Source organism: Brevibacterium sp. HMSC22B09 (assembly GCF_001806795.1).
Taxonomy (GTDB): domain Bacteria; phylum Actinomycetota; class Actinomycetes; order Actinomycetales; family Brevibacteriaceae; genus Brevibacterium; species Brevibacterium ravenspurgense.
In genome coordinates, this window is record NZ_KV786021.1 from 113,997 (window position 1) to 128,612 (window position 14,616).

Genomic DNA, 14,616 nt, shown 5'->3' on the forward strand with positions numbered 1-14,616 from the left:
CGCGGGGAGATCACCCGCGGCGCTTTTGTGTGCTGACGCAGCGCAGCGTTCGGCAGCGCCGCGGCTTATGCCTGTTCAGCTTTGTCTTCCTGCGGCTTCGGCGGCATCTTCGCCGTGCGCAAAGCCTTCGAGGAAGACTTCCGCTGCCTCTGCTTTCGGATGCCGGTTCGCCAAAGCGCGAAAAGCAGGTGAATGGTCGAGGTGCCGCAAATGGGCCAGCTCGTGAACCAGGACTGCCTCGAGGACCCACCGGGGAACGTTCCGCAGACGGTCGGACACTCTGATATCCCCCGTCAGACCGCTTGCAGAGGCGAACCTGCGTCGCTGGTTCGCAACCCAGCGCACAGAGCCCGGCTCAATGCCGTCGTCGAAATAGCGGCTGTTGAGCTCCTCGGCGAGGGCTCGGAGTTCGTCGTCGCTGCGGGGAGCCAGCGCCCGGCGGCGCTGGGCACGTTCCAAAAGCCGAGCGATGCCGTCGAGGTTTGCTGCAACATTGAAACGCTGCGGAACAGCGAGCTTCCAGCCGTCGGCGGTCGGCTGCAGCGAGTATGTTTTCTTTCTGCGCGCAGAGCGCACCACAGTCATTTCTCCGCTGCGAAGCATTCGCTCAACATCTGCCGCCGTCATGGTGCCAATCCAAGCAGAGCGCCCCACCGAGAACAAAGTGAAGCGAACATGTCCAAGATGTGACGAACACCACCTACTTAAATCCAACAGATTTCAAAAATTTATGCATTAACAGCCGAATTTCGCGGATTCTCGGGCCTGAACAGCCATCGGCCACATCATCATCCACAGCTGTTTCCACAGGCACGGGAGAAGTCTCCACAGAGAATCCACACGCGTCCACACTGCCAACCGGACTCCGCTTTGACGACGTCCCGTCCGTCCTTTAACTTTGAGGGACGGACCTGCGGAAAACGCAGTGATCACGGGCAAGGGGAAGGCTCGTGAACACTGACGGCCCTGCGGGTCCGACTACTGAGCAGGGCCTGCACAGTGGCGTCGGTTCTCACCAGCCGACACCCGCGCAGCAGGCCCTGCTCGTGTTCTATCCACAGGTTTTCCACAGATGTAGAAATCGTCTTCCATCCGGCCAGCCCAGCAACGTAGATTGACTGCACTACCGGAGGTGAAGATGCTCATAATTGATCCGGCCGCTGCCGTCATCAGCCGAACGCACGCCTGTGTGCAGTTCGGAATAGACGACCCGGTCATCCTTTCCGGACTCAGCGACAGCGAAGCCGCCCTCATTGACGCTCTGCGGCTGGGCATTGAAGAAGACGACTTCGAACCCGAAGCACAGACACTCGGAGTCACAGCAAGCAGGGCGCACGAACTCCGCACACTCCTGACGGAAGCCGGAATACTCGTGACCACCCGGGTTCCCGGCACCTCGGCCCCGTGGCGTCTGCGCACCTGGGCGACCCAAAACTCGGCTGATCCCCTCGAGCTCGCGGCAAAAGTGCGCCGCTCCCCCGTGTATGCCATCGGGCCCTTCAATGATGAATTCGCAACGGCAGCTGCTGCCGCAGGACTGCGAGCCGCGCCGGCGGACAGCAGCATTGACCCCCGCATCCACCCGGGCAGCCTCGTGATCATCACGGCAGTGTGGATGCCTGATCTGCTGAGCTCGGATGCACTGTTTGCCCACGATATCGACCACGTCCACGCTGTCATCGGAGACCACTTCGGAACTGTCGGCGGAGTCATTGTGCCCGGTGCTTCGCCGTGTTCCCGCTGCAGCGTGCTCTGGGCCAAACAGCATGACCCCGGATGGTTGGAAGCGTGGAAAGCCGTCCACCTGAGCGGACCTCGGGCTTCACTGGCCGACCCCGCACTCGTGGCCATTACGGCTGCCCACACAGCCTCCCGGCTGCGCGCCAATCGGGCGGGAATGCCCGGCGCGCACAGCAAGCTGACCGTGTCAGATTGGGGGTTCGAAGAAGATGCGGTGTCTTTCCACCCCGACTGCCAGTGTCGTCAGGGCTCCGATGCCGCTGCCGAATCTGCTGCAGTGATGTCGAGCAGTTCAGCCCCGAACTGAGCGAGTTTGACCGAGCCGAGACCAGGAATGAGAGCCAGCTGGTCCCGGCTGCGCGGAGAAGCTTCGGCAAGCGCGCTCAGCGTGGCCTGTGTCAGCACCATGTATTCGGGCACGCGCAGCTCTTCGGCTTTTGCCGCCCGCCACTGGCTGAGCTGCTGCAGCAGTCCGCTGTCAGCCGGAGCCGCACATGCGGCGCACCTGCCCATGCGCCGTTCAGCGGGCTGAGTGAGTGCCCTGCCGCACTGCCTGCAGGACTTCCCAGCCGAAGTGGCACGCGGTTCTTCTTCACGGTGAACAGGCTGCGAACCGCGCATCTCACCAATAAACCGCGACACTTTGCGCTGGGTGCGGGCACCTGACTGGCGCATGCGCGCCCACGACATATCGAGTGAATCCCGGGCGCGGGTGACGGCAACATAGAACAGCCGGCGCTCTTCGGCGATATCGCGCGGAGTCTGCGCATAGGAAATGGGCATGAGCCCCTCGGTGAGGCCGATAAGGTGCACGCGGCTCCACTCCAAGCCCTTCGCTGCGTGCACACTGGCCAGCGTCACTCCGTCAACCGTGGGTGCGAACTGGTGTTCTCGCCGATCTTCGAGTTCCGCGCTGAACTGCGGCAGGGTGATGGGCAGCTCTGAGCTGCGCTGCATATCTGCGGCCAGCTGCACGAGGGAATTGAGCGATTCCCATTTTTCCCGCAGCGCTCCGGTAGCCGACGGCGGCTGAGCCTGCCAGCCGATGCTGGACAGCACCTCGGCAACAGCGGTGTCGAGTCTTTCCGTGCGCCGTGCCGCGGCAGAAGAGCGCAGTAGAACCATGGCCTCTTTGACTTCGCGGCGAGCAAAGAAGCGCTCTCCCCCGCGCAGCACATAGCTGATGCCGCGGGCTTCGAGGGCCTCTTCTATCGCCCGGCTCTGCCCGTTGGTGCGAAAGAGCACCGCAATGTCAGATGCGCGCGTGCCCTGTGCAATCTGCGCGGCTATCCGCTGGGCGACAGCGGCGGCTTCTGAAGCATCGTCTGCGTACTCCGAGGCGGACGGTGCCTGACCTCCTTCGCGCACCGCCTGCAGCTGCAGAGCTCCACTGCCGGTGTGGGCGAGGATCCGGTTGGCGGCTTCGACAATGGGCTGCCGCGAACGGTAGTTGCGCACAAGTTCGATGGTTGTCGTGTCCGCAAAGCGCTGCGCTGTGTTCAGCAGATAGTTCGATGTGGCGCCCGCGAAGGTGTAGATGGTCTGCGCGGGATCACCGACAACGCACAGGGAGTCCCTGTCGCCCAGCCAGCGCATCAGGAGGTCGTACTGCAGTGGCGAAACGTCCTGGAATTCGTCAACCACGAAGTGGCGATACTGACTGTGCACGGTGGCTGCGAGGTCGGCACGCGAACCCAGCACTCCCGACAGCGTCAGCAGGACGTCTTCAAAGTCCAGCAGCCGGCGTTCTGTTTTGAGGTCGCTGTAGCCGCGCATGATGTCGACAACCGCGGAAACGGTGAGCCCGCCCGGCAGTTCACGATTACGCGCCTGCTGCGCGTAGTCCTCAATGCCCAGGAGGCTCACGGCCGCGTATTCGATTTCTGATGCGACGTCGCGGACGAGTTCGCGTTCGACCGTCATGCCGAGATTTCCCATGACGCGGGCAACAGCCCCGGCTTTGTTGGGCATGAGCTCTGGGAACGGACCTTCGGCGAACATGGACCAGAAATAGCGCATCTGGCGCAGGGCCGCAGCGTGGAATGTGCGGGCCTGCGCGCCGTCGACACCGAGTGAGCGCAGCCTGGAGCGCATTTCTCCCGCAGCCTTTGCGGTGAATGTCAGGGCCAGGGTCTGTTTGGGATCGCGCTTGCCGGTGAGCGCCCCATAGGCGATGCGGTGCGTCATGGCCCTGGTCTTGCCGGTGCCCGCACCGGCAAGGACGACGAGCGGGCCGCCGCTGTGTTCGGCAACTGCCCGCTGCTGGGCGTCCAGCGCTTCCAGCAGATGTTCCGCTTTGGATGTCACAGCAGCTGTTCTCCGTCGAGCCAGGCACTGATGATCTGCCCGGCAATCGAGACTTCGCCGGGCAGAGACAGCGAGCCGTCCGCTGTTCCGGCTTGTATGTCTTCGCGACTGAACCACTTGACGTCGGCGATTTCATGGCCGTCTGCCGCAATCGCAGCAGACCGCGCTCGCGCAGCGAAGCCGAGCATGAGTGAGCACGGAAACGGCCACGGTTGGGAACCGAGATAGCGAATGGTGTCGCAGTCGATGTCGGATTCTTCGTGGACTTCGCGCCTGACCGCCTGTTCCAGGGTTTCACCAGGTTCAACGAAACCGGCCAGAAGCGAGTACCGGCCTTCGGGCCACAGCGCGTTGTTGCCCAGCAGAATGCGCTCCGCGCCGGCGTCGTCAGTGTGCAGCACCGCGGTGATCACAGCCGGGTCGGTGCGGGGGAAGTGTTCCGTGCCGGCTTCCGGGTCAACCCGCACCCATCCCCCGGCTGAGGGCACCGTGGGGTCGCCCGTACGCGGTGAATGGGTGTGGGTTCTGTGCCAGTTATCGAGTGCCACAGCGGTCGTTGCCGCATCGATGTCGGTGTCGCTGAGCTGTGTTGCCAGTGCGCGCAGATCAACCCACGTGGGATCGTCCATTGTCGTGCCGACCGCCGGGGCCAACAGGAAGTCGTCAGCAGAAGCTGCGGAGTCATCGAGAACAGCGCTGTCGGCGGTTGAGCGTCCGGCGTCGTCAAGCAGCAGTGCGACGAGGTCCGCGGTGTCGCTGCGGCCGATGTAGACCCTGGTGCCGGTCAGGCCGTCCCAGTGCTCCTTGAGCTGCGCCACCCTGAACAGGTGCAGACCTCCACGAGAGACGAGCAGGCTGCCGCGGTGGCAGAAGAAGACGCGCGTGCTGCTGCGGGCGAGAACGTCTGCAACACTGCCGTCAGCACCGCGATCAGTGTGATTGCGGTCAGTTCCAACACGAGCCAGCGAGCGTACTGGCAGCTGGTAGCGGTTCATGCCCACCACGATAGCCGCCGGCACTGACACAGATCTGACACGCGCCGTTGCGAAACTGAAGAGCAAGTCCAGCCCGGGTAGATTGGAGGCGTGGACACTTTCGATCTTCGTGCAGTAGCAATCAGCACCGTCATGCTGGACGGGTTCAAGGCCAAGCGCTGGAAACGGCTCGATGACGAACGCGGCCCGCGCCTGCTCGTCAGCGACGGTGAGCGCACCGTTGTCGTCGCGGCCTTTGACCAGGCCGCAGCAATTGATGCCGAGGCCGAAAAGCTCGCATCTGCTGTTCTGCGCTCCATTCTGCCCACCGAGCGCAGCTTTGCCGTGCCCCGCGTCATTGAATCGCGGACCTTCCGCCCGGGACAGATCAGCGAAGAAGAATGCTGCATCGCGATTTCCCAGCCGCTCGAGGGTGCGCCAATGTCGACGGAGGATTTCCGCACCGCCCCGAGCCACGTTGATTCTCTGGCCGAGATTCTGGCGGTTCTGCACGGTGCCGAAACAGGGCCGATTGCCGATGCGGGGCTCGTGGTCCACGAACCTCAGGAGGCCCGGAGCCTCCTGTGGGACCTGCTGGACCGAGGTGCCGCCACCGGCCGCGTACCGTCGCAGCTGCTGGAGAGGTGGGAAACGGTTCTTGAAACTCCCTCCCTGTGGCATTTCCTGCCGGTTCCTCTGCACGGTGATCTCACAATTGATGCGCTGCGCACCAACGGCGAGTCGATTGTGACGGTTGCCGATTTCAGTTCGCTGCGCGTGGGCGATCCCGCTGTCGACCTCGAAGCTGTTTCGCACCTGCTGGAACCTGAGGACTTCAACAGGTTTTTCGAGCTCTACACGGAGCATGTCCGACACGATGATGCCGGTCTGCGCAGCCGCATCGACCTGCGCAGCGAAATGGCTGTTCTCGAGCTCCTTTTGGCCGCTGTTGATTCTGGCGACAACGCGCAGATCAAGGAAGTCGAAGAAATGCTGGCGGACCTTGCCGAACTCATTGTTCCGCAGGGTGACAGTGACGCGGCGGGTGGGGAGCCGAAGGAGGGAACAAAGACGACGGATGACTCCGACGGTCTGCGCCCGCTGTCCTTCGACTCCCCCGATGACGACGGTGAAGCCACCGACATCATCAGCCGCTGACAGCGGCCTCCAGCTCTTCCCAGCTGAGCAGGGTCCGCTCGCTGCTGTCTGCGCCGGCAGCCGCGAAGCGCACAACGGTGTCGCTGCCCAAAAAGTAGAAGGCCGCTGACACTTCCCGTCCCGCAAACTGCGGCATGCGGGCGACGGCGTGGGCATACATCGAAAGCTGAATCGCTCGGTCTGCCATTTCGCGTTCGCTGTAGGGCGCAGAGCCGGTCTTCCAATCGACAACCTCGAGTGCTGTGCCGGTGTCGAATACCGCATCGATTTTTCCAGAGATGACCTTCGGACCGACTTTGAGTTCAAAGGGAAGTTCGACTCCGGCAGGTGTCCGGCTGGCGAACTCTGACGCTTCGAACCGCTTCTTAAGCTGTTCCAAGCGTGCCCTGTCCCTATCTCCCAAACGCCTGGGCGTGTAGTCGTCCAGTTCAAGCAGGCTCGACTGACCGAACCTGTTCTCGACCCACGCGTGGAATTCTGTACCGAGAGCCGCAGCCGAAGAGGGCTTCTGCGGCATGGGACGGCTGCGTTGCCGGTCGAATTCTTCGCGGTCGCCCACGAAGTCAACGAGAGCTGTTGTCGACAAGCGGCTGAGTTCGGCAGGCGCACTGTGCGGTTCTGGCTCAAGGAAAGCCTGTGCGCTCCTGGCCAGCCCTCCGATATCCGGCATGCTTTCGAGGTCGCGAAGGTTAGTGCCCGAAGCTGACCTGTATTCAGCAATGAGCTCTACGCGCTGCCTGAACGTCTGCTCAGCAACCACCGGCGGCCACACCAAGCTGGTCATAGGCCTGGCACTAGGGTCAGCGGCTTCGGGCAGTGCGACTTCCCGGCCAAGTGCTTCGGTGATCTCCTCCAAGAAGGGCGACAGGGTATTCGGTTTGGTGCGGCTGGTCATTGCCGAAGCGCCCAGCCACAGGTGCGTTTCCGCACGGGTGACGGCAACGTAGGCCAGACGCCGTTCTTCGGCTTCGTGGTCCGCTTTGATCTGCTCGCCGAGCGAACCTGCGAACAGCTCTTTCATGTCTTTTGCGGTGCTGAGATTCTGCCGTGTTGTGTCGAGGTCGGCCAAGTGCTGCCTGTCTCCGCGCAGGGGGTAGGGCAGTTCGGCTCCCGCCAGCCATGCTTTTGTGCTCCTGGGCAGAGTAGGGAGATCGCCGACGGTGTTGTCGGGGACCGCCACGGCACTGAACTCAAGACCCTTGGACGCGTGAATCGTCATAATCTGGACGGAGTCGGGGTCGGCTTCTTCTGCGGCAGCTTCGAGGGCTTCGCTTTCTTCAGCCACCATGAGCCAGGCAAGGAAGTCCGCCGCCGCAGCAGACGGGTGCTGAGCACCGTAGTTCAGCGCCATGGCCTTAAGCGAATCGATGGCCCTGCGATGGGGTTCGGAATTGGGCAAAGCCTCGATGTCGAGGTCGAGGTTGAAAACGCGGATCGCAGCACGCAGCGCGTCAACGGGCGATGACGCACTTCGGCGAACTGTTCTGAGCCGCCGCGCCAAGGACTGCAGTCTGCTGATCGCGACAGCCGACAGTCCTGCTCGATCAACAAGATCATCCAATGTGGCGTCGTCGGCGAATTCGTCGATACATTCAATGAGAGTAGGCACCGCGTCTTCTTCAAGACCTTCTGAGCGCAGTCGGCAGAAGCGGTTGAGAGCTCGGATGTCTTTTGCACCCAGTGCTGCCTGCGGTCCGCTCAGCAGCCGCATCACCTCGCTCGATGCCGTGATGTCCACTGCGGCAGCAAGAGCGGCGACAGCATCGGCCGTGTAGGGGTTGTCGAGCGAACCGCGTGAGCCGACAATCGCATATGGAACGTCCGCCGCCCGCAGAGCGTCAGCGATCGGTCCGATGGATTTGCGAGCCCGCACAAGGACCGCCCGGGTGCCCGTCCGCTCCTTCATCCACAGCGCAAGGTCACGGTACTGGTCGAGGCCGTATTGGATATCTGTGCTGCCCGATGTCGTGCAGATTGTCACAGTGCCGTGGGTCGCCTCGTCTGGTTCGGGCGCAGCCTGGGTGCCCTTTGCGGCGCGCGATTTGTGCTCCAGCTGCTTCGCTGAGGCTGCCGAGATCGCTGTGAGCTTAGCTGAGACAGCGTTTGCCGCGTCCAGAATGAGCTGCGCATTGCGGAAAGAAATGCTGAGCGAGTATTCCTGCGCGGGCTGGCCGTTGAACCTGAACTTTTCCGGGAAGTCGCGAAGGCTGCCAGCCGAGGCTCCACGCCAACCGTAGATGGACTGGCGGTAGTCGCCGACCGCGGTGACGGCTTTGTCAGAGAACAGCTTCTCAAGAAGTTTGAACTGGCTGTCCGAGGTGTCCTGGTATTCATCAAGCAGAATGATGTCCCAGCGGCCGCACTCCTCACGTCGGGCTTGTTCGTCAGCGGTCATGATTGTGTAAGCGGAAGCGACCTGGTCAGAGAACTGCATGCGCCCGGTTTCGCTCTTGTGCTCTTTCCATCGACCGGCCAGCACCGCGTACTGTTTTTTGCGCAGCAGCGATTCGATGAGCTCAGATGTCCCTGCTTCCACCACCGCGGCGACAGCTCGGTCAATGAATTCTGGTGACAGTGTGCGAACTCCGGCAGCTTCACCGGCCAGTGTTTCTAAACGTGCGGCGAGGGCTTCTTTTTCCTCTTTGGGAATGCGCTTGCGGCGAACCGCGGCTGCGTGTTCTGTCAGGTTGTCCGAACTGACCGCATCTGCCAAAGACGCATCGAGGTACGTGATCACGTCGTCTGACGTTTTGAGGTGTTCGTCAATCTGCGAGGCCAGGTGCAGAGTGTCCTTGATGACCGTGGCTCGTGATTTTCCAGCCGGAATATCGGCATCGGCCGCTTGGTCGACGAGCGAACCGAATTCCTGGATGGCTTCCGCATCGTCGAGGATGGTGGTTCCGTCTTCGATCCCAATGCTCAGGCCGTACTCGCTGACGAGTGCCGAAGCATAGGAATTGTAGGTCTGCACGGTTGGTCCGAACAGCGCGTCCAGTAGGTCTCGCTCGCTGTCCTCTCCCCTTTCGCATGGCCTGCCTTTGGCTGCCTCGTAGGCCTCGAATGCGCTGATGAAACCGTTGATGCGCTTGGCGAGTTCGCCGACGGCTTTGCGGGTGAAGGTGAGCGCGAGGATCCGATCCTTGGCAACGTAGCGGTTAGCCACCAGCCACAGCACACGCTGCGCAATGACAGCGGTCTTGCCGGAACCAGCACCTGCGACCACGACAGCCGGTTCATCGACCGGGCTTTCGATGATCTTCTTCTGTTCGTCAGTCGGCATGGGCTTGGTGCCGTCTTTGAGCGGTGTGCCGACGATCTGGGCGAGGTCGTCCGCTGAATAGAACGGAGGCTTGCAGTTCACGATTCGTCCTCTCCTGTCTGAACAGCGGGGCAAGAGCGCTTCACGGGGCAGAAGCGACACGCTTCGGCACTTGGTGTGGCAGGGAATTCTGCGGAGCGAATGCCGGCAGCTGTTGGCCGCACTTTCTGAGCCAAGAATTCCTCGCGCGTTTCCCCCGTCATGGGGTCCTGCATACGCCGATTCGATGTTCCGCCAGTCCCGGCGGCTTTGCGCGGGTACATGAGCATGCCGCCTCCGGACTCAGCGCCGTACTCTGACAGCGGCATCGGCTGGCCGTCCTCCCCTACAATGCGGACTTTCGGCAGACCCATGGCCGCTTGGTACGCCCCCAGCTGAGGGTCATTCTGCGCGTCCTTCAGGGATTTCGGCGTTTTCGCGGTTTTGAAGTCGACGATGTGCAGGCGGCCGTCGCTGTCACGTTCCAGCCGGTCAATGCGCCCGCGGATCCGCCAGCCCTCACCGCTGTCGGCAGCCAAAGTCATTTCGGAGCCGATGAATTCATAGCCCTCACTGCGCCGACCCACAAGGAAGGCGTTGAGGTTGGCCACCATGTCGAGGCCTTCGGCATACTGCCTGTCGCGTTCCCACTGGGAGGGGAATTCCAAGAGAGCAAAGCCTTCTTCAAACGCTTCTTTCAGCTCCGCATAACCGCCCTGCGGGTATTCTTCGGCCAAAGAGTGCACGAGAGTGCCGATCTTTTGGGCGTTGGTGGACGGCATCGTGCCTGCGTGGCGTGACAGCAGCCATTTGAGCGAGCACTCCAGAAATGTTTCCAGGGTCGACGGCGAAATCGTCACGGGAACATCCGGAGCGGCCGAAGGTTCAGCCGTTGACCGTTCACGCCAGGCGCTCCAGGTTTCCGGCGACGCTGATTCGATGCCGGCATTGGCAAGGCTGGCCAGCAGCTGTGCCCACGGCTTGGGGTCGGTGCTGTTTTCAAACTGGCCGCGCGCATAGCCCACAAGTTGGCGCATGGATGCTGGCCCCACGCTCGCGTCGTCGCTTTTTGGACCAAGAATTCGCGGCTCGGCCGCGGAGTGCGTGCCCTCGCGGCCGAACTGCGCGGCGGCTTTCTGAACGTGTTCGAAAAACACCGACGGCAGAATTTCACCGTCGTTGACGGCGAGAACCACCGCGTTTAAGCGAGCCCGAGACAGTGCCGCTAGGAACATGCGGCCTTCGTCACGGACGGTGTCCCTCTGCAGTTTGCGGTAGCTGTCCCCCGTATCAGAATCGACGGGGCGAGCGCTGTCTTCGGCTGATGTCCCGTCGGCGTCGCGCCAAGCCCCAGCAGCCAGATCTTCGTCGAGCTGCTGTTGAAGGAAAACCGAGCCGCGCACCCGGGTGTTGGGCCACGTGCCGTCCTGCACATCGGCGATGATGACGTGCTCAAAGTCGCGGTGTGCAACTGCCGCCGGTGTGGTCACCGGGACTTCGCGACTCTGTCCGGAGTGTGCCAGGGAGTCCTGTGCAATTGCCTGGCTCAGCACCGTCTGGGCAAAGCTTTCGGCTTGGGCAGTTGCTCTGTCGGTGAATTTCTGTGCCAGCGTCTGCAGGCGGATGACGGCGTCGAGGTCGGTGTTGCGTTCGTCTTCGGGATCGGATTCTGCGCGGCGCTGCCATTCGTCGGCAACGTCGAAAGCTTCCCAGACTTCCCACACTGCGCTTTCCGGATCGAGCTTGCGCGTACCTTCCGCCGCCGTCAGAACGCGCTGCAGCATGCGCACAATCCGGTGTCCCGCCGCGGTGTTCTCTGCTTGCGGTCCCCCGTCCGCGCCTACAGCACCATCCGCTGCATCAGCGCTATCAGCGGTTTCGGCACGCCGGTCGATAGCGCTGAGCAGAAGCGCCCCCAGGCTGGTATCGCTGGTGTCTTCCCGACTGTCAGTGCGCAGCAGTGCTCGCCGCAGGCTTCCCGCGCCGACCGCGTCGAGTTCACCGTAGGGGCCTGCCGCGATGTCTTCGCACAGGCGTTCGCGCTCACCGGGTTCTGGGTTTTCGCCAAGGGCGAGCAGGCGCAGGATGTGCGCGGTTGCCGGTTGGGAGCTGAGCGGCTGCACCTGTTTCTGCACCGGAATCCCGTGTGCTGCGAGTTCTGCCGCGAGCGCAGATGCGGTCCCGGATGAGCGCGACAACACCGCGATGTCGTCCCATTGCGTGCCTTCGTCGTGCCAGGTGCGAATGAGCGAGGCAGCCAAGCGCGCTTGCTGGGAATGAGTGCCCACGGCGGCGGTGGACACGGTCGAGGTCCCGGCTGCGAAGTCTTCCGGCGAAGCTGGGACGTGCCGACGGTGAAGATCGCGGGAAATGATGCGGGCCAGGGAATCATAGACGCGGCGAATGCCGCCGGCCCCGCGGTGCACGTGTGCGGCACCGTCGATGGTGAAGGTCTGCGTGCCCGCTGCCAGGTGCCTGAACAGCCGACCGCCGGCGCCGCGGAATCCCTGCACTGTCGTGTCCGGGGATGTCCACAGGCCGATGGTCGTGCCTTTGGCTTCGAGTGCCAGCAGGAAATCAAGCGCGGTGTCGGGGAAGTCCTGTGCAGAGTCCAGCAGAATGTGGGTCGGCACCGTTTCCGAAGAGAACGACCAGCTGTTCCCGGCTTCCGCGCTGTCGCCGGCGACTACCGAAGCTGCGTGGGCGAAGACCGCGGCTGTGTCGACGCCGCCGAAAACGGGGATCGCAAGGAGGTCTTCGTAATCCTGCAGGACGCGAGCCAGAGCCTGCCATTCCTGCAGGCCTCGCCATTTGCCCAGCCGTTTCAGTTCATCCGATTTCATGCCGTAGCCCATAACGGCGTTCAGTGCATCGCGCATCTGTCGACGAAAGCCCGAGGTGTCACGGAGTTCTCTGCTGAAGCCCGGCGGCCATTCGGGACCGGAAACCCGTCCGGATTCAAAGCCTTCGAGAATAGAGGCCAGCAGGTATTCCTGGTCTGCACCGGAAATGAAGTCAAGCGGCCGACCGTCTACAGCCGTCGAATGCGCTGATACGAGCGAAAAAGCGTAGGAGTGGACCGACCGGGCTGCCGGTGCGGAGCGAATGGTGTCGGCACTCGGCAGGCGATCGCGCAGGGTGTCTGCGTGTTCGCGGCTGGGAGTGAGCGCAAGAACGGATTCGTGTCCCCCGCGCCCAGCCAAAACGGAGTAGGTGTTGATCAGCTGTTCGGTCTTTCCTGTACCGGGACCGCCGAACACCGCCGTCCGCTGCCCGGCAAGCAGGGATTCAACCGCCGCGTCGTCCGCACCAGCGCGCTCTGCGTCCCTGCTTTTTGCACCCGAGTTCGTCATCATGCTCCTATGAGACCACGAACCACTGACATAAGGGCCGCACGCACAGAAAAAAGATCTAGAATGGTCAGTCGTTCACCGCGGAACAGCTCCTGTCTCCGCGTCCGTCGTCAGATAAGAGTCACACAATGCCGCCGACACCTCGTATGAGACGCGCGCAGCGCCGCGCGCAGATCATCAGCATCGCTACCCGCCAGTTTGCCCAGGAGGGCTACCACGCGACGTCGATGGATGCGATTGCTGCGAGCATCGGAGTGTCCAAGCCCGTCCTGTACCAGCACTTCGAATCGAAGCTTGACCTGTTCCTCACGGTCCTTGACGAGGCGATTGACAACCTCAACCGAATGCTCGCCACTCTGCTGGACTCGGTTCATGACCGCCGCGAGCGCGTGTACTCGACCATCAAGAGCTTCTTCATGTTCGCAGTTGAGGACCGCAACGCCTTTGATGTCCTTATGCGCGCCGACAACGAAAACGACGAAAGCCGTCAGCACTGGCGGGATGCTCTGGACAGCTTCGCCGACACGGTGAGCCGTTCCATCCGCCGCGACACCGAGGTCACGGAGGCCGAAGCGAACATCCTCGGCCACGCTCTTGTCGGCATGGCGAAGCAGGCGGCGTTCGAATGGTCCCGCAACCGCGACTACGATCCTTACGAAAGTGCTCGTCTTGTCGGCATCCTCGCTTTTGACGGGCTGTCGGCGATTGAAGATCCCCAGGTTGACCTGCACCTGGGGGAATAAGCGCAGCCTCGTGTGAGGTTGCCTCTGCGAACCGCGAACCCGCCAAGGAGGCGCTATGGAAATCAAAATCGGCATCACACAGTCCACTCGTGAGATCGCCATCGAATCTGATCTTGATGCTCAGCAGCTGAAGGACCTTGTCGATTCCGCGTTGAAGGACGGCACTCCTCTCGTGCTGGAGGACGGTCAGCGTCGCGTTGTCGTGCCGGCTGATTCCATTGCCTATGTTGACTCCGGCCCGTCCACGCAGGGTCGGGTCGGCTTCGGCATCAGCTGATCGGCTAAGTCAAAAGGGGAGGCTGTGGGCCTCCCCTTTTTCCTGTTCGCACGGGTTTTTCTGTTGTCACCGCTCCTGACTCACGAGGCGCCGCTGATCTCCCGCTGCCCCGCTCAGTCAGGTGCGCGCTCGGGTCAGGCGGTGAGCCCGAGGTCCGACATGCGCTTGGAGTGCCCGGCGAGCAGCCTCTGGAGAAGAGCTTCGTCGGGCTTTTCGAATACTGTGTTCGGGATTGCGGCGAATTCGCGGATGCGGGTGAGAGATTCGGCGACGAGCTTGCGTCCCCACAGTGCCAGGCGGCTGCCGATCACCTCGTCGTCGGCCACGACTGAACGCAGGCATTCCCGGAGATAGTCGGCAGAGCGTGTATCATCGAACACGGAATCGACGACCTCTCGACTCTTGGAGTCAAGAGCTGTGAGGGTGCTTCGACAGTATTCGGTCATGATCCCGTCGTAGACGTAGACCTTCATGACGGATTCGTACCAGTCTTTGGGTCGAGTGCGTTCCCGGAAAGCGCGGAACGAACCCGCCTGGCTTTCCATGAGGCTCGTCAGATCCCCGCCCAAGTCCGCCACCCGCGACGCCAGCCGCTCGAAGTGTTCGAGCGAGTGCCCCGCAAGACGCGCAAGGCCGATGGATTCGCGGATGCTCGGCGCGTGCTGTGAGTCCGTTGATGTGAGTTCAAACGTCGAAAGTGCGTGGAAGGCCAAAACGGACAGCGTTGCCGCGTGGACTTCTTCAGGCGTGTTGGAGTGGGGCATGG

At 62.4% G+C, this 14,616-nt stretch carries 10 protein-coding genes; 4 read left to right on the top strand and 6 right to left on the bottom strand.

The genetic code is table 11. The annotated features are described in order from the left end of the window. Positions 1–75 precede the first annotated feature (75 nt). A complete protein-coding gene (locus HMPREF3087_RS06705) occupies positions 76–603 on the bottom strand; it encodes a M48 metallopeptidase family protein (protein WP_070428613.1) in 528 nt (175 codons plus the stop codon). 511 nt (positions 604–1,114) lie between these two features. Here HMPREF3087_RS06705 and HMPREF3087_RS06710 point away from each other — a divergent pair. Beyond that, positions 1,115–2,047, top strand: a complete 933-nt coding sequence (locus HMPREF3087_RS06710; protein WP_141738894.1) for a hypothetical protein — start codon at positions 1,115–1,117, stop codon at positions 2,045–2,047. On the opposite strand, the gene HMPREF3087_RS06715 is transcribed toward HMPREF3087_RS06710, so the two are convergent. Next, the gene (locus HMPREF3087_RS06715; RefSeq protein ID WP_070428540.1) at positions 1,984–4,047 is read right to left on the bottom strand and encodes an ATP-dependent DNA helicase UvrD2; all 2,064 of its coding nucleotides are present in this window, start codon (positions 4,045–4,047) and stop codon (positions 1,984–1,986) included. The two genes, HMPREF3087_RS06710 and HMPREF3087_RS06715, sit on opposite strands and share 64 nt — an antisense overlap. Beyond that, entirely contained in the window at positions 4,044–5,042 is a 999-nt protein-coding gene (gene nudC / locus HMPREF3087_RS06720; RefSeq protein ID WP_070428614.1) for an NAD(+) diphosphatase, read from the bottom strand. The genes HMPREF3087_RS06715 and nudC overlap by 4 nt, the downstream gene beginning before the upstream one ends. 90 nt (positions 5,043–5,132) lie before the next feature. Between nudC and HMPREF3087_RS06725 the strand changes: the two genes are divergently transcribed. Then, positions 5,133–6,179, top strand: coding sequence for a phosphotransferase (locus tag HMPREF3087_RS06725; protein WP_070423730.1), 1,047 nt, complete (start codon positions 5,133–5,135; stop codon positions 6,177–6,179). Here HMPREF3087_RS06725 and HMPREF3087_RS06730 read toward each other — a convergent pair. Both HMPREF3087_RS06730 and HMPREF3087_RS06735 read right to left on the bottom strand, forming a co-directional pair. Next, the gene (locus HMPREF3087_RS06730; protein ID WP_070428541.1) at positions 6,169–9,540 is read right to left on the bottom strand and encodes an ATP-dependent DNA helicase; all 3,372 of its coding nucleotides are present in this window, start codon (positions 9,538–9,540) and stop codon (positions 6,169–6,171) included. The genes HMPREF3087_RS06725 and HMPREF3087_RS06730 overlap by 11 nt on opposite strands. Beyond that, positions 9,537–12,833, bottom strand: a complete 3,297-nt coding sequence (locus HMPREF3087_RS06735; RefSeq protein ID WP_083272081.1) for a PD-(D/E)XK nuclease family protein — start codon at positions 12,831–12,833, stop codon at positions 9,537–9,539. The genes HMPREF3087_RS06730 and HMPREF3087_RS06735 overlap by 4 nt, the downstream gene beginning before the upstream one ends. A 125-nt stretch (positions 12,834–12,958) precedes the next feature. On the opposite strand from HMPREF3087_RS06735, the gene HMPREF3087_RS06740 reads away from it, so the two are divergent. Then, positions 12,959–13,573, top strand: a complete 615-nt coding sequence (locus HMPREF3087_RS06740) for a TetR/AcrR family transcriptional regulator (protein WP_081499754.1) — start codon at positions 12,959–12,961, stop codon at positions 13,571–13,573. Between the two features lie 55 nt (positions 13,574–13,628). After that, entirely contained in the window at positions 13,629–13,850 is a 222-nt protein-coding gene (locus HMPREF3087_RS06745; RefSeq protein WP_019175483.1) for a DUF3107 domain-containing protein, read from the top strand. A 134-nt stretch (positions 13,851–13,984) separates the two neighbouring features. Here the strand turns inward: HMPREF3087_RS06745 and HMPREF3087_RS06750 are convergent, their stop codons facing one another. After that, a complete protein-coding gene (locus HMPREF3087_RS06750) occupies positions 13,985–14,614 on the bottom strand; it encodes a ferritin-like fold-containing protein (RefSeq protein ID WP_019175484.1) in 630 nt (209 codons plus the stop codon). Positions 14,615–14,616: the final 2 nt, after the last annotated feature.

What these genes read in the sequence shown, in the direction of transcription:
- HMPREF3087_RS06735 (WP_083272081.1), bottom strand. Translation starts at nt 12,833, where the DNA reads ATGATGACGAACTCGGGTGCAAAAAGCAGGGACGCAGAGCGCGCTGGT.
- HMPREF3087_RS06740 (WP_081499754.1), top strand. Translation starts at nt 12,959, where the DNA reads ATGCCGCCGACACCTCGTATGAGACGCGCGCAGCGCCGCGCGCAGATC.
- HMPREF3087_RS06745 (WP_019175483.1), top strand. Translation starts at nt 13,629, where the DNA reads ATGGAAATCAAAATCGGCATCACACAGTCCACTCGTGAGATCGCCATC.
- HMPREF3087_RS06705 (WP_070428613.1), bottom strand. Translation starts at nt 603, where the DNA reads ATGCTTCGCAGCGGAGAAATGACTGTGGTGCGCTCTGCGCGCAGAAAG.
- nudC (WP_070428614.1), bottom strand. Translation starts at nt 5,042, where the DNA reads ATGAACCGCTACCAGCTGCCAGTACGCTCGCTGGCTCGTGTTGGAACT.
- HMPREF3087_RS06750 (WP_019175484.1), bottom strand. Translation starts at nt 14,614, where the DNA reads ATGCCCCACTCCAACACGCCTGAAGAAGTCCACGCGGCAACGCTGTCC.